This window comes from Arthrobacter sp. RT-1, from assembly GCF_003367205.1.
In the GTDB taxonomy this organism is placed as follows: domain Bacteria; phylum Actinomycetota; class Actinomycetes; order Actinomycetales; family Micrococcaceae; genus Arthrobacter.
On sequence record NZ_QRGQ01000012.1, the window covers coordinates 346,846 to 367,672 of the forward strand.

At 63.6% G+C, this 20,827-nt stretch carries 13 protein-coding genes; 2 read left to right on the top strand and 11 right to left on the bottom strand.

Annotated elements, in window-relative coordinates; genetic code table 11:
* Positions 1 to 4 precede the first annotated feature (4 nt).
* From DXK94_RS21660 to DXK94_RS12815, 9 genes are all read right to left on the bottom strand, one after another.
* Positions 5 to 130: a protein BatD gene (locus DXK94_RS21660; protein WP_139386233.1), complete on the bottom strand. Its 126-nt coding sequence runs from the start codon at positions 128 to 130 to the stop codon at positions 5 to 7.
* A gap of 29 nt (positions 131 to 159) precedes the next feature.
* Positions 160 to 4,194 (bottom strand): hypothetical protein, encoded by a 4,035-nt coding sequence (locus tag DXK94_RS12780; protein ID WP_115525231.1) that lies wholly within the window; start codon positions 4,192 to 4,194, stop codon positions 160 to 162.
* A gap of 152 nt (positions 4,195 to 4,346) precedes the next feature.
* The gene (tuf, locus tag DXK94_RS12785; protein WP_050054308.1) at positions 4,347 to 5,537 is read right to left on the bottom strand and encodes an elongation factor Tu; all 1,191 of its coding nucleotides are present in this window, start codon (positions 5,535 to 5,537) and stop codon (positions 4,347 to 4,349) included.
* Between the two features lie 249 nt (positions 5,538 to 5,786).
* On the bottom strand, positions 5,787 to 7,901 hold the full coding sequence (fusA, locus tag DXK94_RS12790; protein ID WP_079596669.1) for an elongation factor G: 2,115 nt from the start codon (positions 7,899 to 7,901) through the stop codon (positions 5,787 to 5,789).
* 69 nt (positions 7,902 to 7,970) lie between these two features.
* Positions 7,971 to 8,441 carry a 30S ribosomal protein S7 gene (gene rpsG, locus DXK94_RS12795; protein ID WP_026531948.1) on the bottom strand — a complete coding sequence of 157 codons (471 nt, stop codon included), beginning with the start codon at positions 8,439 to 8,441 and terminating at the stop codon, positions 7,971 to 7,973.
* 1 nt (position 8,442) lies between these two features.
* Positions 8,443 to 8,817: a 30S ribosomal protein S12 gene (rpsL, locus tag DXK94_RS12800; RefSeq protein WP_009358312.1), complete on the bottom strand. Its 375-nt coding sequence runs from the start codon at positions 8,815 to 8,817 to the stop codon at positions 8,443 to 8,445.
* 379 nt (positions 8,818 to 9,196) lie between these two features.
* Entirely contained in the window at positions 9,197 to 13,096 is a 3,900-nt protein-coding gene (locus tag DXK94_RS12805; RefSeq protein ID WP_079596668.1) for a DNA-directed RNA polymerase subunit beta', read from the bottom strand.
* A 106-nt stretch (positions 13,097 to 13,202) separates the two neighbouring features.
* The gene (gene rpoB / locus DXK94_RS12810) at positions 13,203 to 16,712 is read right to left on the bottom strand and encodes a DNA-directed RNA polymerase subunit beta (protein ID WP_079596667.1); all 3,510 of its coding nucleotides are present in this window, start codon (positions 16,710 to 16,712) and stop codon (positions 13,203 to 13,205) included.
* Positions 16,713 to 16,999: 287 nt separating this feature from the next.
* The gene (locus DXK94_RS12815; protein WP_115525232.1) at positions 17,000 to 17,470 is read right to left on the bottom strand and encodes a hypothetical protein; all 471 of its coding nucleotides are present in this window, start codon (positions 17,468 to 17,470) and stop codon (positions 17,000 to 17,002) included.
* Positions 17,471 to 17,703: 233 nt separating this feature from the next.
* On the opposite strand from DXK94_RS12815, the gene DXK94_RS12820 reads away from it, so the two are divergent.
* Both DXK94_RS12820 and DXK94_RS12825 read left to right on the top strand, forming a co-directional pair.
* Entirely contained in the window at positions 17,704 to 18,903 is a 1,200-nt protein-coding gene (locus DXK94_RS12820) for an acetyl-CoA C-acetyltransferase (protein ID WP_115525233.1), read from the top strand.
* Complete coding sequence (locus tag DXK94_RS12825; protein WP_115525234.1) at positions 18,903 to 19,400, top strand: aminoacyl-tRNA deacylase; 498 nt, start codon at positions 18,903 to 18,905, stop codon at positions 19,398 to 19,400. The genes DXK94_RS12820 and DXK94_RS12825 overlap by 1 nt, the downstream gene beginning before the upstream one ends.
* Before the next feature lie 140 nt (positions 19,401 to 19,540).
* On the opposite strand, the gene rplL is transcribed toward DXK94_RS12825, so the two are convergent.
* Together rplL and rplJ are read right to left on the bottom strand one after the other, a co-directional pair.
* Positions 19,541 to 19,918 (bottom strand): 50S ribosomal protein L7/L12, encoded by a 378-nt coding sequence (rplL, locus tag DXK94_RS12830; RefSeq protein WP_079596663.1) that lies wholly within the window; start codon positions 19,916 to 19,918, stop codon positions 19,541 to 19,543.
* A gap of 78 nt (positions 19,919 to 19,996) precedes the next feature.
* A complete protein-coding gene (gene rplJ, locus DXK94_RS12835) occupies positions 19,997 to 20,578 on the bottom strand; it encodes a 50S ribosomal protein L10 (RefSeq protein ID WP_079596662.1) in 582 nt (193 codons plus the stop codon).
* Between the last annotated feature and the right edge of the window lie 249 nt (positions 20,579 to 20,827).

Sequence of the window (20,827 nt, forward strand, 5' to 3'; positions counted from 1 at the left end):
CGGGCTACTGGTTCTTGTTGGCCCGGTTGATGCGCTTGGCGCGCTCAATCTCGTGACGGAAATGCCTCTTGGCCCAGAACACTCCGGCCACCACTGCAACCGCGATAATCAGGAAAATAAGCCATCCCATGATGAACTCCTCTCAATGCTGCAACAGTATCAGGGGAGGTTCCGGGCCGGCCTGTCCTTGCTGCCGGCTGCTGCGGTTTCCGTGCTGCGGTTGAGCCGCCACACGGCAAAGGCAATGAGTCCGACGGCGATCAGCGCCAGCAGCGCGAACGTGTACTCCCGCATTGCCCACAGGATGCAGGCAGCCACGCCGCCTGCGCCCCAGCGCACGAAGAGCCGGTCACCCAGTGCGAGGCCGGCCACCAGCATCACGGCCAACAGGACCAGGAGCCAGAGCTGCTGGCCCCCTGTGCCCCCGAAAACCACGCCGGCACCGGACAGCGTGAGCAGGATGCCCGAAGCTCCGGCGATGGTACGGCCCACGGCCTCATGTCCGGACCGATAACGCAGGGCGGCAAGTATCGCGCCCAGTACTACGTACCACTGGGCCACCCAGAACGGGTGGGGCAGGTCCCATGTGTCCAGCTCGAAGATGGCAGCCCGCTGTACCGCCGCCACGACAGCGAGGACACCCAGTTCCGCAACCAGCCGGCGCAGCGTGGGTGGCGCTTCGAGGAGTGCGACGGCGGCAGTGCAGGCAAGTACGGCAGCGCCAACCCATGCCGTCGCGTCCGACTGCAGCCCGGCCGCTGCGGTGGCGCCGAGCCCCAGGAGGGTGGCTCCGGCCAGTGACCACCGCCGTACCGGATCCTGCACCAGCCCGCCGGCACGGACCCGCCGAACAGCATAGAGCCCAACGGCCGCCACACCCGGCCCGCTCAGCCACGGAAGATAGCGGCCCCACTCCCCCTCGTAGGCCCCGGCCACTACGGCGGCGAGCATAAAGGCGCCCACCATCACACCCAGTGCTGCGGGCGGATAGAGGGCCGGGGTCCGCTCGACGTGTGAGGCGGTGAAAAGCACTGCCGCAAGGGCAAGGACGGCCGCCCCGGCAACCCAGTCGGCCGCCCTCGGCGCAACAACCCATGCGGCGAGGGTGAAGGACAGGGCGGCAACCAGCCATAGCCAGCGCTCAATGCCGGGGAGCTCGATATTCCGACGCCTCCACAGCGCACCGATTGCTGCCGCCGAAAGTCCCGGCAGCAGCAGGGCGATGGCCGTTCCCGTGTAGGTGAACAGGGTCGCCTCGCCGAAGGATACGAACGGGCTCAGCGTGAACACGGCAAACAGGAGCGCCCAGACGCCGAAGTACAGCGCCCCGCGGGCTGCGAACAGGCGCCGGGCCACGGCAGCCGATGCCAGCAGCAGAGCGAGTTCGAGGAGCACCACCCAGCGGCCGCCGTCGTCATTGCCGTTCCGGCTGTACTGCAAGGCATAAAAGAGCGGAAGAACTGCTTGGCTGCCCAGGGTTATCCACACAGCCGCCTGCTGGAAGGGGACGGCCTGCAGGCGGAAGCGCATCACCCAGCGCACGGCATGCTGCGCCACAAGGACCCCGGCGAAGGTCACTGACACCGCTGCGGGGGACGCCGTAATGTCGTAGCTGAAGACCACGGCCAGGGCGGCTGTGAGCACCCTTGCTGCCACGAAGTACCAGCCCTTAAGCACCGGCTGAGGGGCGGCGGCCACCATCACAGCGGCAAAAAGAGCGAAGATGGCCAGCAGCAACTCCACGAGCGTCAGGTTGCCCGCGGACAGGAATATCAGGACAACGAACGACGCCGGAGCGAACCACGGTGCGCCCGCTTCCCGCCGCAACACATAGCCTGCACCTGCCGTGGAAACGGCGGCAACGGCCGGGACCATGAGGTTCTGCCAGCTTCCTTCACCCAGCGGGGCGAGGAAGGCGCATGCTGCCACCTGCAAAAGGATGAAACAGCCGGCGTCGATGACCGCGCCCCGCGGCGCCCGGTGCAGCAGGTAGGCTGCCAGGACCAGTGCCACCTGGAGCCCTAGCACCAACCCCAGGACGGCAGCCGGTTGAACATCCTCACCGCCCAGGACAAGAGCCCCTGCAGTCCGGGTCAGCTGCTCAAAAGCTGTGATGGCCAGGAGCGTTCCCGTTGCGCGGCCCATCCACCAGTAGCTCCAGCGGTGCAGGCGTGCAGGAAGCCGGAGCCCGGTTCCGGCCAGGTAGGCCAGAAACAGCAACAAGACCGTGTTTCCGGCGCCCAGCGACACCCACTGGAAGGCGAACCCCACCATCACGGCCACGATCACCGGCGGCACCACTTCACCCACGCTGGCGCGCCAGCCACCGTCCTCCACAGGGCGAGGGACCAGCAGCAGGCCAACGGCACAGGCTGCCGCCACCTGCAGCAGGATGGAACCCCAGGTCAGCCAGCTGCCCGGTCCACCCTCAACAGACGCCAGAACAGCAACCGCTGCCACGCCCAGGCCGGAGTAGCCAATGAGTGTGGCCTGCGGCGCCAGCACCGAACGTCCGGCGCGCTGAGGTGCCGCAGAGAGGACTTGCTGTCCGGCCGCCGCGGCTACGAGGCTGAACCACACGGCCTGGTCCTGCGCCCGCCCCTCCGTAAACGCTGCCACCACCGAGGGCACCGCCAGGGTAACCGCCACCCTGGCATTGAACATCACCAGGGGCCGCAGTTCATCGTCCGCACGGCGTCCCTGGACCAGCCAGACGACCGACGCCAGGACCAGCATCACGGCGAAAGCCCCCTCCCCCAAGGTCGGGAGTACCAGCCCTGCAAGCGCCAAAGCCGTGAACGGCAGAAACTGCGCAGCTGCTCCCAACCTGGCACCCACCACAAAGCTGGTCAGCAGCAGAAGGAACAGAGGGAGCCATAGCGGGGCCGGCCCACCGCTTTCTGTTCCGGGAGCATACGCGGCCTCAAGAATGACGCTCCCAGCGAAGGCCGCCGTGAGTACAAACTGGGCCGAAAAAGTTACCAGGGCGTCACGATGCCAGCGGCCCCGCCTCGGCCAAGGGGCGCCGTCGGACGTCTTTGTCCGGCTGCCCAGGCGGGAGGCCTGGGCGGGCACAGGCGGGAACCAGGCGTCCAGCCGCTTTCCGTTGTAAGCGACGGCGATGGCCTGGACTGCAAGCGCTGCTCCTGCTGTGAACAGGGCATCAGCTGTGTACCCGGTCAGCTCCCAGGCGGCAATGGCGGCTGTCACCGTGAGGGCAGCCCTCGCAGCATAGAAATTGCGCACCCGGTACTGTGCAGCCGGCACAGCCGCGACAACACCAAAGTACGTACCGCATAGTCCCATCACCAGTGCGTACTCCCCACGCGTCAGAAGCAGCGGGAAGAAGGTCACCGCCACGGCCACTGTTGGAACCACAACCGGATGCAGGGTGGCCAGTGGCCTCGCGAATAAGGGCGGGAGCCAGCCCGGCTTCACCAGGGACAGCACCGTCAGGATCACAGCCACGCCAATGAGCGCAACGAAGTACCAGACCAGGGCCGCCCCCAGCACTGCAATTCCCGACCATGCCGTGGAGATGACGAAGGTCAGGGAGAGATACGCCAGGACCCGGCTCTCGAGCCGAAGGGCGGCCACGATGTAGGCAACGGTTCCGATGATGGACGTGGTCAGCCACGCAGCAGGCCCGTTGTGCCAGGCGAAGTTGTACAGCGCCAGGCCGATCACGGGAACCAGCGCGAGTCCGGTGCCGGCGAAGGCCACGGCAGCAGGCTTCAGCCGGGGCACCTTGCTTTGGAGGACGAACCCGGAGGCATAGAACAAGGAGGCAACAGCGAAGACCCCTGCGAAGCGGAGCGTCGGCGGGAGGCCGGTCCCTACAAACAACGCGGCAGCCGCCACGAGAAGCAGGCTGGCCACGTACAGGGTGACGTTGATGTTTTGCCGGTCGCGGCGCTCACGGCGTGCCTGCCGTTCCGCCGGAGTTTCGGACGGGCGGGCCGGTTTCTGTGGGGCTGGTTGTTGAACGACTGGCCGGGGTTTCGGCAGCGGCCGCCCCTGGACAACCCGGGGCAACACGGACCGGGGCATAGTTGGCGGAACGGTTTGCGGCACGGCAGCCGCCTGCTGGACAGCGGCTCTAGGCGGCTGGTCCTGGACGACTTTTGCCATAGCGTCCAGCCAGCCCTGCAGGTGGCCGGCCCGGTACCCGGCTTCGTATGATTCGTCCCGCATGCCAGGGCCCTTTCAGGAAGCAGCAGCGTGTGGCTGCCATTAATCCAATGAGTGGATTAATAATAGCAAAAGAAAACCCCGCTGCACACAGCAGCGGGGTTTTCCGTGGACTACGCGGGACTACATCCCGGACATCCGTTGATCAGCAAGGACTACTTGATGATCTTGGTAACGCGTCCTGAACCAACGGTGCGGCCGCCTTCGCGGATTGCGAAGCCGAGGCCCTCTTCCATAGCGATGGGCTGGATGAGCGCAACGGTCATCTCAGTGTTGTCGCCAGGCATAACCATTTCCGTGCCCTCGGGCAGGGTGATAACGCCGGTTACGTCCGTGGTGCGGAAGTAGAACTGCGGGCGGTAGTTGGAGTAGAACGGGTTGTGACGTCCGCCTTCGTCCTTGGACAGGATGTAGACGTTGGCCTCGAAGTCGGTGTGCGGGGTGATGGAACCCGGCTTGACGACAACCTGGCCACGCTCGACATCGTCGCGCTTCAGGCCACGGAGCAGCAGGCCACAGTTCTCGCCGGCCCATGCTTCGTCGAGCTGCTTGTGGAACATCTCGATACCGGTAACCGTGGTCTTCTGGACCGGGCGGATGCCAACGATCTCGACCTCGGAGTTGATGGCGAGGGTTCCACGCTCGGCGCGGCCCGTAACAACGGTGCCACGGCCGGTGATGGTGAAGACGTCTTCAATCGGCATCAGGAACGGCTTGTCGCGGTCACGTACGGGGTCCGGAACGGACTCGTCGACAGCTGCCATCAGGTCCTCAACGGACTTGACCCACTCGGGGTCGCCTTCCAGGGCCTTCAGGCCGGAAACGCGAACAACCGGAGCCTCATCGCCATCGAAGCCCTGCGAGCTGAGGAGCTCACGAACTTCCATTTCGACGAGGTCGAGGAGCTCTTCGTCGTCAACCATGTCGGACTTGTTCAGCGCGACCAGCAGGTAGGGAACACCAACCTGGCGGGCGAGCAGAACGTGCTCGCGGGTCTGAGCCATGGGGCCATCGGTAGCAGCAACCACCAGGATTGCGCCGTCCATCTGGGCAGCACCGGTGATCATGTTCTTGATGTAGTCAGCGTGACCGGGAGCGTCTACGTGTGCGTAGTGGCGCTTCTCGGTCTGGTACTCAACGTGGGAGATGTTGATGGTAATGCCGCGCTGACGCTCTTCGGGTGCAGAGTCGATCGACGCGAAGTCACGCTTCTCGTTGAGAGTCGGGTACTTGTCGTACAGCACCTTGGAAATGGCGGCCGTCAACGTCGTCTTACCGTGGTCAACGTGACCAATGGTGCCGATGTTAACGTGCGGCTTAGTCCGCTCGAACTTTGCCTTTGCCACAGGTTCCTCCTAGAACGTTTTCAAATGACATACCCTTCAGCCGCGCTTGTCGCGGCGGAAACTCAGGTAAGTCTACTTGGGGGGCTTTGGATTGGTGAAATTGCAGATTCAGGAACTAATACTAGTCCCTCGAGCCTGTTCGTGCAGATGGCCGGAAACCGCCTTGACCGTACCCGGCCACCTGCACCGGCTGTGCTTTCCGTTGCCGGCAAGCGCACCCGAGTTTGTTCGCTTCGAACGTCCGAAGGACTATTCGCCGCGGGTCTTCTGGATGATCTCGTCGGCAACTGCCTTCGGGACCTCGGCGTAGCTGTTGAACGTCATGGAGTACACAGCGCGGCCCTGGGTCTTGGAGCGCAGGTCACCGATGTAGCCGAACATGCCGGACAGCGGGACGTGTGCACGGATGACCTTGACGCCCTGTGCATCTTCCATGGACTGCATCTGGCCACGGCGGGAGTTGAGGTCACCGATAACTTCACCCATGTATTCCTCAGGGGTGCGGACCTCGACATCCATCAGCGGTTCGAGCAGAACGGGGTTCGCCTTGCGTGCAGCTTCCTTGAAAGCCATACGGCCGGCGATCTTGAACGCCATTTCCGAGGAGTCAACATCGTGGTACGCGCCGTCAACCAGCGTGGCCTTGATGCCCACAACCGGGTAACCGGCCAGGACGCCGTCGTTCAGTGCATCCTGGATACCAGCGTCAACAGACGGGATGTACTCGCGGGGAACGCGGCCACCGGTGACCTTGTTCTCGAACTCGTACAGCTCGCCCTCGGCAGTGTCCAGCGGTTCGATCGCGATCTGGATCTTTGCGAACTGACCCGAACCACCGGTCTGCTTCTTGTGCGTGTAGTCGTGGCGTTCCACGGCACGCTTGATGGTTTCGCGGTAGGCAACCTGCGGCTTACCAACGTTGGCTTCGACCTTGAATTCGCGGCGCATGCGGTCCACCAGGATGTCCAGGTGGAGCTCGCCCATGCCGGCGATGATGGTCTGGCCGGTGTCTTCGTTGAGGGACACCTGGAAGGTGGGGTCCTCAGCGGAGAGCTTCTGGATAGCCGTGGAGAGCTTCTCCTGGTCACCCTTGGTGTTCGGCTCGATGGCAACCGAGATCACGGGCTCCGGGAAGCTCATGGACTCGAGGACGATCTGGTTGGCGGAGTCGCACAGGGTGTCACCCGTGGTGGTGTCCTTCAGACCGATGGCTGCGTAGATGTGGCCGGCGGTAGCGCCCTCAACGGGCATTTCCTTGTTGGCGTGCATCTGGAACAGCTTGCCGATGCGCTCCTTCTTGCCCTTGGTGGAGTTGACCACCTGGGCGCCTGCTTCCACGTGACCGGAGTACACGCGGATGAAGGTGAGCTGGCCGAAGAAGGGGTGGGCCGCAATCTTGAATGCGAGGGCCGAGAACGGCTCCTCAGCGGAAGGCTTGCGGGTCAGTTCCTTCTCTTCGTCGCGGGGGTCGTGACCGACCATCGGCGGGACGTCGAGCGGGTTCGGCAGGTAGTCCACCACTGCGTCGAGCATCGGCTGAACGCCACGGTTCTTGAATGCAGAACCGCAGAAGATCGGGTAGAGCTCGGAGTTGATGGTCATCTTGCGGATGCCGGCCTTGAGCTCGTCGATCGAGATCTCTTCGCCCTCAAGGTACTTCTCCATGAGTTCTTCAGAGGACTCGGCAACGGTCTCAACGAGAGCTGCGCGGTACTCTTCAGCCTTTTCCTGGAGGTCAGCCGGGATCTCGCGGATCTCGTACTTGGCACCCATGGTCACGTCACCCTTGGCATCGCCAGGCCAGACGAGTGCGCGCATGTAGAGCAGGTCCACGACGCCGATGAAGTCGTTCTCGGCACCGATGGGCAGCTGCATAACCAGCGGCTTGGCACCGAGGCGGCTGATGATGGTGTCTACGGTGAAGTAGAAGTCAGCACCCAGCTTGTCCATCTTGTTGACGAAGCAGATACGCGGAACGTTGTACTTGTCAGCCTGACGCCATACGGTCTCGGACTGCGGCTCAACGCCTTCCTTGCCATCGAAGACGGCAACGGCGCCGTCGAGGACGCGCAGGGAGCGCTCAACCTCAACGGTGAAGTCAACGTGGCCGGGGGTGTCGATGATGTTGATCTGGTTGTTTTCCCAGAAGCAGGTCACGGCGGCAGACGTGATGGTGATGCCGCGTTCCTTTTCCTGTTCCATCCAGTCAGTGGTCGAAGCGCCGTCGTGCGTTTCGCCGATCTTGTGGTTCACACCCGTGTAGAACAGGATGCGCTCGGTTGTGGTGGTCTTGCCGGCATCAATGTGGGCCATGATGCCGATGTTGCGGACCTTACTAAGGTCGGTAAGCACGTCCTGTGCCACGGGGTCTCCTTTTGGGATGGACTACACGTTCGCCGCCGGCTCGGTTGAGCCAGCGGCGTCCGGGGAGTATTACCAGCGGTAGTGTGCGAAGGCCTTGTTGGACTCGGCCATCTTGTGGGTGTCTTCGCGACGCTTCACAGCGGCACCGAGACCGTTGGAGGCATCCAGGATTTCGTTCTGGAGGCGCTCGGTCATCGTCTTCTCGCGGCGGGCCTTGGAGTAGCCAACCAGCCAGCGCAGGGCGAGTGCGGTGGAGCGGCCCGGCTTCACTTCAACCGGAACCTGGTAGGTGGCGCCACCGACACGGCGGGAGCGGACCTCGAGGGAAGGCTTGACGTTGTCCATGGCCTTCTTGAGGGCTGCAACGGGGTCGCCGCCGGACTTGGCACGGGCGCCTTCGAGGGCGCCGTAAACGATGCGCTCTGCGGTGGACTTCTTGCCGTCAACAAGAACCTTGTTGATGAGCTGGGTCACCAGCGGTGAGCCGTAAACGGGATCTAGTACGAGCGGCCGCTTGGGGGCCGGACCCTTGCGAGGCATATTACTTCTTCTCCATCTTTGCGCCGTAGCGGCTGCGTGCCTGCTTACGGTTCTTGACACCCTGGGTATCGAGGGCGCCACGGACGATCTTGTAGCGGACACCCGGGAGGTCCTTCACACGACCACCGCGAACGAGCACAATGGAGTGCTCCTGCAGGTTGTGGCCAACACCGGGGATGTAGGCGGTTACTTCAACGCCGCCGTTGAGGCGCACACGTGCCACCTTACGCAGAGCCGAGTTCGGCTTCTTCGGGGTGGTGGTGTAGACGCGGGTGCAAACACCGCGGCGCATGGGGCTGCCCTTAAGCGCGGGAGCCTTGGTCTTTGAGACCTTAGGCGTGCGGCCCTTGCGGACCAGCTGGTTAATCGTAGGCACTCTCGTGTTCTCCGTTTTATCCGGAGTGGCCGCTTCCGGCCACTCTCTTGTTGCGTTGCCCCGCCGCCCGGGCCTCGAAGAAGATCTCCAGGGCGGTGAAGGCGAAGCCTTAATAGTCGGATCGCACACCGGGACACGACTGGCGTCTTCAACAGTCCCTAGGCATGCAAAAATGTGGCATACGTTGCACAAGAACCCTGCAAACCGGAAACGTCGCTCTGGTTCAGCCTTTCAGCTGGAACCGGCGCACTCATCCACTGCCACAATAACAATTGGTAACAAGTCTAGCATGGACGGTCTCCATGCCTTAATCGGCGGGTTAAACGGGGATGGTCCCCCACCTTGCGGTGCGGGACCATCCCTTGGTCAGACTCCGTGCCTAGCGGAAGTCGTTGCCCAGGTCGTAGTCATCCAGGGGGATGGCGTGGAACTCGGGAGCTCCGTCACCGCCCAGGGTGTCGTACGAGAAGTCGCTGAATGCGCTGGGGCCGGTGAACAGGTTGGCCTTCGCTTCTTCAGTGGGCTCCACGGTGACCTCGGTGTAGCGCGGGAGGCCGGTTCCGGCCGGGATCAGCTTACCGATGATCACGTTCTCCTTGAGGCCAAGCAGCGGGTCGCTCTTGCCTTCCATAGCCGCCTGCGTCAGGACGCGGGTGGTCTCCTGGAAGGAAGCTGCGGACAGCCAGGACTCGGTGGCCAGCGACGCCTTGGTGATACCCATGAGTTCAGGACGTCCGGAAGCCGGAGTCTTGCCCTCGGACACAACGCGGCGGTTGGCGTCCTCGAAGCGGCTGCGTTCGGCGAGTTCGCCGGGGAGCAGGTCCGATTCGCCGGACTCGATGACCGTGACGCGGCGCAGCATCTGGCGGACGATAACCTCGACGTGCTTGTCGTGGATACCGATGCCCTGGCTGCGGTACACGCCCTGGACCTCGTCCACCAGGAACTTCTGTGCCGCACGGGGACCCATGATGCGCAGAACCTGCTTGGGATCCACCGGACCGTTGATCAGCTTCTGGCCGACGGTGACGTGGTCGCCGTCTTCGATCAGCAGGCGTGAACGGCGAAGGACCGGGTAGGCGATCTCTTCGGTTCCGTCATCCGGGGTGATGACCAGGCGCATCTGGCGCTCGGACTCTTCGATGGTGATGCGGCCGGCTGCTTCCGCAATCGGTGCAACACCCTTCGGAGTACGGGCTTCGAAGAGCTCCTGGATACGGGGCAGACCCTGGGTGATGTCGTCGCCACCGCTGGCGGAGACTGCACCACCGGTGTGGAAGGTACGCATGGTCAGCTGGGTACCGGGCTCACCGATGGACTGTGCGGCGATGATGCCCACGGCCTCACCGATGTCCACGGTCTTGCCGGTGGCCAGCGAACGGCCGTAGCACAGGGCGCAGGTACCGACGCTGGACTCACAGGTGAGTACGGAGCGGACCTTGACCTCGGTGATGCCGGCCTTGAAGAGCTCGTCGATGACGACGTCTCCGCAGTCGGTGCCGGCGGCTGCGAGGACGTTGCCCTCGGAGTCCACGACGTCGACAGCCAGCGTACGTGCGTACGCGCTGTTCTCGACGTTCTCGTCCAGTACCAGCTCGCCGTTGGAATCGGCGACGGCGATGGGCGTGACCAGGCCACGCTCAGTGCCGCAGTCCTCTTCGCGGACGATGACATCCTGCGAGACGTCCACCAGACGACGGGTCAGGTAACCCGAGTTGGCGGTACGCAGCGCGGTGTCAGCCAGACCCTTACGGGCACCGTGCGTGGCGATGAAGTATTCCAGCACCGACAGGCCCTCACGGTAGGAGGACTTGATGGGACGCGGGATGATTTCACCCTTCGGGTTGGCCACCAGGCCACGGATACCCGCGATCTGGCGGACCTGCATCCAGTTACCACGTGCACCGGAGGACACCATGCGGTTGATGGTGTTCATCGGGGACAGGCTGTCACGCATGACCTGGGCGATCTCGTTGGTTGCCTTGTTCCAGATCTCGATCAGTTCCTGGCGGCGCTCGTCGTCGTCGATCAGGCCCTTGTCGTACTGGCCCTGGATCTTGGCGGCGCGCTCCTCGTAACCGGCGAGGATCTGCGGCTTTGCGGCCGGCACCTCGATGTCGGAGATAGCGACGGTGACGCCTGAACGGGTAGCCCAGTAGAAGCCGGCATCCTTCAGGTTGTCCAGCGTTGCCGCGGTGACGACCTTGGGGTAGCGCTCGGCGAGGTCGTTGACGATGCGGGACAGTTCGCCCTTGTCGGCAACAGCCTCAACCCAGGGGTAGTCCTCGGGCAGGGTCTCGTTGAAGAGGACCTGGCCCAGGGAGGTCTGGACGAGAGCGGGCTGACCCGGCTCCCAGCCTTCGGGAGCTTCCCAGCCGGCGTACGGAACAAAGCCTTCGAGACGGATCTTGACCTGCGAGTTCAGGTGCAGCTCGCGGGCGTCGAACGCCATGATGGCTTCCGAAACCGAACCGAAGATGCGGCCTTCACCGGCTGAACCAACACGCTTGGTGGTCAGGTGGTAGAGGCCGATGATCATATCCTGCGAAGGCAGGGTGACCGGGCGTCCGTCGGAGGGCTTCAGGATGTTGTTCGAGGACAGCATCAGGATGCGGGCCTCAGCCTGCGCCTCGGGGCTCAGCGGCAGGTGGACTGCCATCTGGTCGCCGTCGAAGTCGGCGTTGAAGGCGCCACAAACCAGCGGGTGCAGCTGGATTGCCTTGCCTTCAACAAGCTGCGGCTCGAACGCCTGGATGCCCAGGCGGTGCAGGGTAGGTGCACGGTTGAGCAGCACCGGGTGTTCGGTGATGATCTCTTCGAGCACGTCCCAGACCTGGGGACGGTAACGCTCCACCATGCGCTTGGCCGACTTGATGTTCTGGGCGTGGTTGAGGTCAACCAGGCGCTTCATCACGAACGGCTTGAAGAGCTCCAGGGCCATCTGCTTGGGCAGGCCACACTGGTGCAGCTTCAGCTGCGGGCCGACGACGATGACCGAACGGCCGGAGTAGTCGACGCGCTTGCCGAGGAGGTTCTGGCGGAAACGGCCCTGCTTGCCCTTCAGCATGTCGCTCAGGGACTTCAGCGGACGGTTGCCCGGTCCGGTGACCGGACGGCCGCGGCGGCCGTTGTCGAAGAGGCTGTCAACAGCTTCCTGAAGCATGCGCTTCTCGTTGTTGACGATGATCTCCGGAGCACCCAGGTCAAGCAGTCGCTTGAGGCGGTTGTTGCGGTTGATCACACGGCGGTACAGGTCGTTGAGGTCGGAGGTCGCGAAGCGGCCACCGTCCAGCTGGACCATGGGGCGCAGTTCCGGCGGGATCACCGGGACGGCGTCGAGGACCATGCCAAGCGGGCTGTTGTTGGTGGTCAGGAACGCGTTGACCACCTTCAGGCGCTTGAGGGCACGGGTCTTGCGCTGGCCCTTGCCGTTGGCAATGACGTCGCGCAGCAGGTCGGACTCTGCCTGCATGTCGAAGTTCTCAAGGCGCTTCTTGATGGCTTCGGCACCCATGGAGCCTTCGAAGTACATGCCGTAGCGGTCGCGCAGCTCGCGGTACAGGCCTTCGTCACCTTCGAGGTCGGCGACCTTCAGGTTCTTGAAGCGGTCCCAGACCTGCTCGAGACGCTCGATGTCGGCGTCGGCGCGCTTGCGCACGTTGGCCATCTGGCGGTCGGCGGAGTCGCGTGCCTTCTTCTTGTCGGCAGCCTTGGCGCCTTCGCCCTCGAGGCGTGCAATTTCGCCTTCGAGGTCGCGGGCGATGGCAGCGATATCGGAGTCGCGGTTGTCGATGAGCTGCTTCTTCTCGATGTCGTGCTCAACCTGCAGGTTGGGCAGTTCCTCGTGGCGGGCAGCCTCGTCGACGCTGGTGATCATGTAGGCAGCGAAGTAGATGACCTTTTCGAGGTCCTTCGGTGCCAGGTCAAGGAGGTAGCCCAGGCGGGAGGGAACACCCTTGAAGTACCAGATGTGCGTGACCGGTGCGGCCAGCTCGATGTGGCCCATGCGTTCGCGGCGGACCTTGGCGCGGGTGACTTCAACGCCACAGCGCTCACAGATGATGCCCTTGAAGCGCACGCGCTTGTACTTGCCGCAGTAGCATTCCCAGTCCCGGGACGGGCCGAAGATCTTCTCGCAGAAGAGTCCGTCCTTCTCGGGCTTGAGCGTGCGGTAGTTGATGGTTTCCGGCTTCTTAACCTCGCCGTACGACCAGCCGCGGATGTCTTCCGCGGTGGCGAGGCCGATCTGCATGAGGCCGAAGGAGGATTCGCTGGACATATGGTCCCTGTTCTCTCTTGTTCTCTAAATTCTGAAGTCTTGGGTTACGGGAAGAGGGAGGTGGGGTACGACGGCGGGTGGGCACCCGCCGTCGTACGCCCGCCTGCTAGACCTCTTCTACGGAACTGGGCTCTGCACGAGACAGATCGATGCCCAGTTCTTCCGCAGCCGTGAAGACTGCGTCATCAGAGTCACGCATTTCAATTGTGGTTCCGTCCGTGGAAAGTACTTCCACGTTCAGGCACAGCGACTGCATTTCCTTGATCAAGACCTTGAAGGACTCAGGAACGCCCGGCTCGGGGATGTTCTCGCCCTTGACGATTGCTTCGTAGACCTTCACACGACCGTGGATGTCATCGGACTTGATCGTGAGGAGTTCCTGGAGCGTGTAGGCGGCGCCGTAAGCTTCGAGCGCCCACACTTCCATTTCACCGAAGCGCTGGCCACCGAACTGTGCCTTACCACCCAGCGGCTGCTGCGTGATCATGGAGTACGGGCCGGTGGAGCGGGCGTGGATCTTGTCGTCCACCAGGTGGTGGAGCTTCAGGATGTACATGTAGCCGACCGAGATCGGATCCGGGAACGGCTCGCCGGAGCGGCCGTCGAAGAGGCGGGTCTTGCCTGAGGAGTTGATCAGGCGCTCACCGTCGCGGGTCACGTTGGTGGAGTCCAGCAGGCCCGTGATTTCCTCTTCGCGGGCACCGTCGAACACCGGCGTTGCAACAGTGGTCTGGCCACTCTCGCGCGGCAGGTTCGGCAGCTGCTTGACCCACTCGGGCTCGCCTTCGATCTTCCAACCGGTCTTGGCAACCCAGCCGAGGTGCGTTTCGAGCACCTGGCCCACGTTCATACGGCCCGGGACACCCAGCGGGTTCAGGACGATATCAACGGGGGTGCCGTCGGCAAGGAAGGGCATGTCCTCAACGGGGAGGATCTTGGAGATAACACCCTTGTTGCCGTGGCGGCCGGCGAGCTTGTCGCCGTCGGTGATCTTGCGCTTGGCAGCCACGTACACGCGGACCAGCTGGTTCACGCCCGGGGGCAGCTCGTCGTCGTTGTCGCGGTCGAAGACGCGCACGCCGATGACTGTGCCGGACTCGCCGTGGGGCACCTTCAGGGAGGTGTCGCGCACTTCGCGGGACTTCTCACCGAAGATGGCGCGCAGCAGGCGCTCTTCCGGAGTCAGTTCGGTTTCACCCTTCGGGGTGACCTTTCCGACCAGGATGTCGCCTGCTTCAACCTCGGCACCGATGTGGATGATGCCGCGCTCGTCCAGGCCGGCCAGGACTTCCTCGGACACGTTGGGGATGTCACGGGTGATTTCCTCGGCACCAAGCTTGGTGTCGCGGGCATCGATCTCGTGCTCCTCGATGTGGATGGAGGAAAGGACGTCCTCGGCAACGATGCGCTGCGAGAGGATGATGGCGTCCTCGAAGTTGTGGCCTTCCCATGACATGAATGCCACGAGCAGGTTCTTGCCGAGTGCGAGTTCACCCTGGTCCGTTGCCGGGCCGTCGGCGATGATGCCGCCGACTTCCAGGCGCTGGCCTTCATTTACCAGGACGCGGTGGTTGTAGCAGTTGCCCTGGTTGGAGCGGGCGAACTTGTTGATGCGGTAGTTGGTCTCGGTGCCGTCGTCGTTGAGCATGATGACGAGCTCGGCCGAAACCTCGGTGACCACACCGGCCTTCTTGGCGATGACAACGTCACCGGCGTCGACGGCTGCGGCGCGCTCCATGCCGGTGCCCACGAAGGGGGCCTCGGAACGGACCAGCGGCACGGCCTGGCGCTGCATGTTGGCACCCATGAGTGCGCGGTTGGCGTCGTCGTGCTCGAGGAACGGGATCAGGGCGGTAGCCACGGACACCATCTGGCGCGGGGAAACGTCCATGAACTCGACGTCTTCGGCGGGAACGAGCACAGGCTCGCCTCCACCACCACGGGCACGGACCAGGACGGTCTCTTCGGCGAACTTCTTGTTCTCGTCCAGCGGCGCGTTGGCCTGGGCGATGAGCACCTCAGCCTCGTCGTCGGCCGTCAGGTACTGGACGTCGTCGGACACGACGCCGTTCTTGACCAGGCGGTACGGGGTCTCGATGAAGCCGAACGGGTTGATGCGTCCGTAGGATGCCAGCGAACCGATCAGACCAATGTTCGGGCCTTCAGGGGTTTCGATGGGGCACATACGTCCGTAGTGGGACGGGTGCACGTCACGGACTTCCATGCCGGCGCGGTCACGGGACAGACCACCGGGACCAAGGGCCGACAGGCGGCGCTTGTGGGTCAGGCCCGAGAGCGGGTTGTTCTGGTCCATGAACTGCGACAGCTGGGAGGTTCCGAAGAACTCCTTGATGGCTGCAACCACGGGGCGGATGTTGATCAGGGTCTGCGGCGTGATGGCCTCGACGTCCTGGGTGGTCATACGCTCGCGGACAACGCGCTCCATGCGGGACAGGCCGGTGCGGACCTGGTTCTCGATGAGCTCGCCGACGGCGCGGATGCGGCGGTTGCCGAAGTGGTCGATGTCGTCGATTTCGACGCGCAGGTCCACTTCCTGGCCATCGCGGGTGCCCTTGATGGTCTTCTCGCCGGCGTGCAGCGCAACGAGGAACTTGATCATGGCGACGATGTCTTCAACGTGCAGGACAGAGGCTTCCTTGTCGCCAAGGGAGCGGTCGATGCCCAGCTTGCGGTTGATCTTGTAACGGCCAACCTTGGCCAGATCGTAGCGCTTGGAGTTGAAGTACAGGTTGTCCAGCAGGGACTGGGCAGCCTCGACGGTGGGCGGCTCGCCCGGGCGCAGCTTCCGGTAGATGTCCAGCAACGCGTCTTCGCGGGTCTCTGTGGCGTCCTTCTCGAGGGTGGCCCGCATGGAGTCGTACTGGCCGAACTCTTCGAGGATCTGGCCTTCGGTCCAGCCGAGGGCCTTCAGCAGAACGGTGACGGACTGCTTGCGCTTGCGGTCAAGGCGGACGCCGACCTGGTCGCGCTTGTCGATTTCGAGCTCGAACCATGCACCGCGGGACGGGATGATCTTTGCGGTGAAGATGTCCTTGTCGCTGGTCTTGTCGGCGGCGCGCTCGAAGTAGGCGCCCGGCGAACGGACCAGCTGGGAGACGACGACACGCTCGGTGCCGTTGACCACGAAGGTGCCCTTTTCGGTCATCAGCGGGAAGTCGCCCATGAACACGGTCTGCTGCTTGATTTCGCCCGTGTTGTTGTTCATGAACTCGGCCTTGACGTACAGCGGAGCGGAGTACGTTGCGTCCCGGTCCTTGCACTCGGCCATGGTGTACTTGGGGTCAGCGAACTCCGGATCGGAGAAGCTCAGGGACATGGTGCCCTGGAAGTCCTCGATCGGGGAGATCTCTTCGAAGATGTCCGACAGGCCGGACGTGGTGGCGACGCTGAGATCGTTTTCTTCGACAGCCTTTGCTACGCGTGCCTGCCAGCGCTCGTTGCCGACCAGCCAGTCAAAGCTGTCCGTCTGCAGGGCAAGCAGATTCGGAACGTCAAGAGGTTCGTGAATCTTTGCGAATGAGAGCCGGCGAGTGGCACCATCAGTGCTGTCGGCGGTGTTAGCGGTTTCGTTATTAGAGGTGCTCGAGGCGACCAAGAGGGATCCTTCCACAGACCTTCAGGCGTTTTCAGATCTCCCCCGCTGTGCACCCTGCAGAATGAATCCGCAGTGCTACCATCCGGTTCCGCTATATGACCCGGGGCCGGTGCTGACCATGCTGTGACGTTGTTGACGGCACGTTGATTGTCAGCTGCCAGGCAAAGCCCACCGCTATATGAAGGCTGAAGGTAAACAGGGAAGACGCAAATATCTACGATACGGCAAAATAACCTACGTGTCTACCCCACATCCGGCAGGATTGCAAGCACCACTTTCCTTGCCGGTTAGAGCCGCAGGGTGACTCCCGCGGCGGTGCAGGTTCCGGAGTTGGCGAAGACGGCGTCACGGACCAGGTCCTTGGACGCCTGGTCCACAGGCTCGCCGGTTTCCACTTCGCTCGAGTAGTCCAGGGCGAGGACGCCGATGGACGCGAACAGGCCCGACAGGTCCCCGGAGACCCTGCCCTTGGCATCCGCAGCTTCCCGGTAGACGTCCTCGAAGGCATTGGCGTCGTTCCCTGCCGCCCGCAGGTCTGCATGAAGTGAATTGAACAACGCACATGCCGCCTTGGCGCCGCTCGCCTCGGCGCCGGCTGCTGCCTCGGACGCGCCCGACGGCGGCACCGGGGTGGCTGCCGAAGTGGACGTTCCAGGGGCGGAAGGTGAGGTGCTGCCGCCCGGCGCAGGCGCGGCTGTGGAGCATGCCGCCAGTCCGGCAAGACTTGCCGCGGCCGCCGCGGCGAGGATCTTCTTCACGATACTGCTTCCCGTGGTTTGTGTTCGGAGCGCGTTCCGCGACGCAGTTCCCTCCGCCGCCCACCCTACGCACGCCGCCGCCGTCGTGCATCCCGCTGCGATGGGGACCTCTCCCCCCTTGCAGGAAGCCCGTGCACGGAATGCACATAGCGGTTCCGGCGTTTGAATAGATAGGTGACGAGGGTCACGATAGCCTTGGTGGCGTACAGCGGATCAGAGCGGAAGAGATAACCATGGGCAACTCCCCTGACAACAGTGACGTTGTCATCCTCGCGGCAGCACGCACTCCGCAGGGAAAAATCAACGGGCAGCTGGCAAGCTTTACGGCGGTGGACCTCGGCGCCCACGCGATCAAGGCCGCCCTGGATGCCAGCGGCGTGGACGTCGGCGACGTGGAGGCGGTGATCATGGGCCAGGTCCTGCAGGCGGGAGCGGGCCAGAACCCTGCCCGGCAAAGTTCCATCGGCGCCGGAATCGGCTGGAACGTCCCGGCCGTGACCGTCAACAAGGTGTGCCTCTCGGGTCTGACTGCGGTCATCGACGCAGCCCGGATGATCCGCGGTGGTGAGGCCTCGGTGGTGGTGGCAGGCGGGCAAGAGTCGATGACCAGGGCGCCGCACCTGCTGCCCGGGTCCCGGCAGGGCTGGACGTATGGATCCATCCAGGCACTGGATGTCGCCGCCCATGACGGTTTGACGGACGCGTTCGATGGCCAGTCGATGGGCCTCTCCACGGAAACCCGCAACCTCACGCTGGGGATTGACCGCACCTCGCAGGACCACGTTGCCGCCCAGTCGCACCAGCGCGCTGCCCTCGCGGCCAAGAATGGAACGTTCGACGACGAGATCGTCCCCATCAGCGTGAAGCAGCGCAAGGGCGACCCCCTCGTGGTGGCGACGGATGAGGGGGTCCGGCCCAACGCCTCCGTTGAGTCGCTGGCCGGCCTGCGGGCAGCCTTCGTCACGGACGGCACCATCACGGCGGGCAACTCCTCGCCCCTGTCCGACGGCGCTGCCGCCCTGGTGCTGGCATCCCGCGGTTACGCGGAGGCACACGGCCTGGAATACCTGGCTGTTGTTGGAAAGCCCGGACAGGTTGCGGGGCCGGACAACTCACTGCACTCCCAGCCCTCGGCCGCCATTTTCAAGGCCCTCGACCGGGCAGGCTGGACCCCCTCGGACCTTGACTTCATCGAGATCAACGAAGCGTTCGGCTCCGTTGCCGTGCAATCGCTCAAGGACCTGGACTACCCGCTCGAGAAGTGTAATCTCCATGGCGGGGCCATCGCCCTGGGCCATCCGATCGGCGCCTCCGGGGCACGCCTGGCAGTTCATGCAGCGCATGAACTCAAGCGCCGTGGGTCGGGCAAGGCCGCAGTGTCGCTGTGCGGGGGCGGCGGGCAGGGCGAAGCGCTCCTGCTGTACCGCGACTGATGGCGGGCGTATCCGCAAACGGAAGGAACGGCGTCGGACGGGAGCGGTTTCTGGCCGACGCCGCGGCCCGCGGCCTGCAGGTGGAGGTAGTGGAACGCCCTGCCGCAAAGAGCCTCGAGGAGGCGGCCGGGATCCTGGGCATCAGCCCCGGGGACATCGTCAAGTCCCTGGTGGTCAAGCACAAGGACGGCTCGTTCCTGTTCGCCCTCATCCCGGGCGACCGCCAGATCTCGTGGCCGAAGCTGCGGACCCTCGTGGGCGTGAACAAACTGTCACTGCCCCCGGCTGACGTGGCGCTCGAGGCCACCGGATATGAACGCGGCACCATCACACCGCTGGGCAGCACCAAACCCTGGCCGGTCTACGCGGACGCCACCATTACCGGCCGGCGTATCTCGATGGGCGCGGGAGCCCACGGCTACAGCGCCTTCGTTGACGCCGACGCCTTGACCACAGCACTGGACGCCGTGGTTGCCGACATCTCCGAGCCCTCCTAGACGCCCCGGGGAAGGCCGGCCCAACTGGGTAGCGCTAACTGTCGTTTTCAACCGTCACAACGGCAGTTGGCGCTACCCAGTCGGGTTAAAGCAGAAAACCCCGCCCACCGGAGTGGACGGGGTTTTCCAGGAAAACGCTGTTACTTGAGGGTAACGGTAGCGCCGGCAGCCTCGAGCTGCTCCTTGGCCTTCTCGGCAGCTTCCTTGTTGGCGCCTTCGAGAACAGCCTTGGGTGCGCTGTCAACCAGGTCCTTGGCTTCCTTGAGGCCGAGGGAGGTGATGGCGCGAACTTCCTTGATCACTGCGATCTTCTTGTCGCCGGCAGATTCGAGGACGACGTCGAAGTCGGTCTTCTCTTCGGCCTCTTCAGCAGCTGCGCCACCGGCGGGGCCGGCAACTGCAACAGCAGCAGCGGTAACTTCGAAGGTCTCTTCGAAGAGCTTGACGAACTCGGAGAGCTCGATGATGGTCAGTTCCTTGAAAGCTTCAATGAGCTCTTCGTTGCTGAGCTTCGCCATGGTAGGCGTCCTTCCTGTTGTGGTGTTCGGCGGCACGGGGCCGGGCCTTACACCGGAGTCTTGTGGGGTAAAGAGAAATTAGTTCTCTTCGGCTGCGGGAGCTTCGGCCGGGGCTTCAGCTTCGGCAGCGGGAGCTTCTTCAGCGGCGGGTGCTTCGGCAGCTGCCGGTGCACCGTTCTCTTCTTCAAGCTTGAGGCGCAGTGCGTCAATGATGCGTGCAGCTGCGGCGGCGGGTGCCTTGAGGACCCCTGCAACCTTGGCGAGCTGCAGCTCGCGGGACTCGAGCGCTGCCAGTTCGGCAACTTCGCTGGCGTTCAGTGCCTTGCCCTCGAAGTAACCGGTCTTGATAACCAGCTGCTTGTTGGTCTTGGCAAAATCCGTCAGGCTCTTGGCAGCGGCAACTGCGTCACCCTTGATGAACGCGATTGCAGTGGGGCCGGCAAGCTGGCCGTCGAATGCTTCGACGCCGGCTTCCTTGGCTGCAATGGCGGTCAGGGTGTTCTTGACGACCGCGAACTTGGTGTCCTGGCCGAGAGAAACACGCAGCTGCTTGAGCTGTGCAACGGTGAGCCCGCGGTATTCGGTCAGGACAGCGGCGTTCGATTCCTTGAAATCGTTAGTGATCTCAGCTACTGCTGAAACCTTGGTAGGCGTTGCCATAACCCTCCTTCCGGGGATAGTGCCGGTATTCGACGGTCCCCGCTCAGGTGAGCTAAAACTAAAAACGCCCCGCGCAGATGCACGGGGCTTGGCTCAACACGGGAATCCGTGGAGCGTTGCTTCGTTCACCTGCGCCGGCCGCCCTATGTCAGGGTCCTTCGTCCGGAAAGCCACTGGATCTTCCGCGCACAACTGCAGAGTTGAGCTATGTTCAGGAGAGTGGATTTCCAACAACCGACGGTCTTTGGT

Bases quoted from the DNA above. Each gene is read 5' to 3' on its own strand.
- DXK94_RS21660 (WP_139386233.1), bottom strand. From the start codon at position 130: ATGGGATGGCTTATTTTCCTGATTATCGCGGTTGCAGTGGTGGCCGGA.
- DXK94_RS12780 (WP_115525231.1), bottom strand. From the start codon at position 4,194: ATGCGGGACGAATCATACGAAGCCGGGTACCGGGCCGGCCACCTGCAG.
- rpsG (WP_026531948.1), bottom strand. From the start codon at position 8,441: ATGCCTCGCAAGGGTCCGGCCCCCAAGCGGCCGCTCGTACTAGATCCC.
- DXK94_RS12805 (WP_079596668.1), bottom strand. From the start codon at position 13,096: ATGTCCAGCGAATCCTCCTTCGGCCTCATGCAGATCGGCCTCGCCACC.
- DXK94_RS12820 (WP_115525233.1), top strand. From the start codon at position 17,704: ATGGGCAACTCCCCTGACAACAGTGACGTTGTCATCCTCGCGGCAGCA.
- DXK94_RS12825 (WP_115525234.1), top strand. From the start codon at position 18,903: ATGGCGGGCGTATCCGCAAACGGAAGGAACGGCGTCGGACGGGAGCGG.
- rplL (WP_079596663.1), bottom strand. From the start codon at position 19,918: ATGGCGAAGCTCAGCAACGAAGAGCTCATTGAAGCTTTCAAGGAACTG.
- rplJ (WP_079596662.1), bottom strand. From the start codon at position 20,578: ATGGCAACGCCTACCAAGGTTTCAGCAGTAGCTGAGATCACTAACGAT.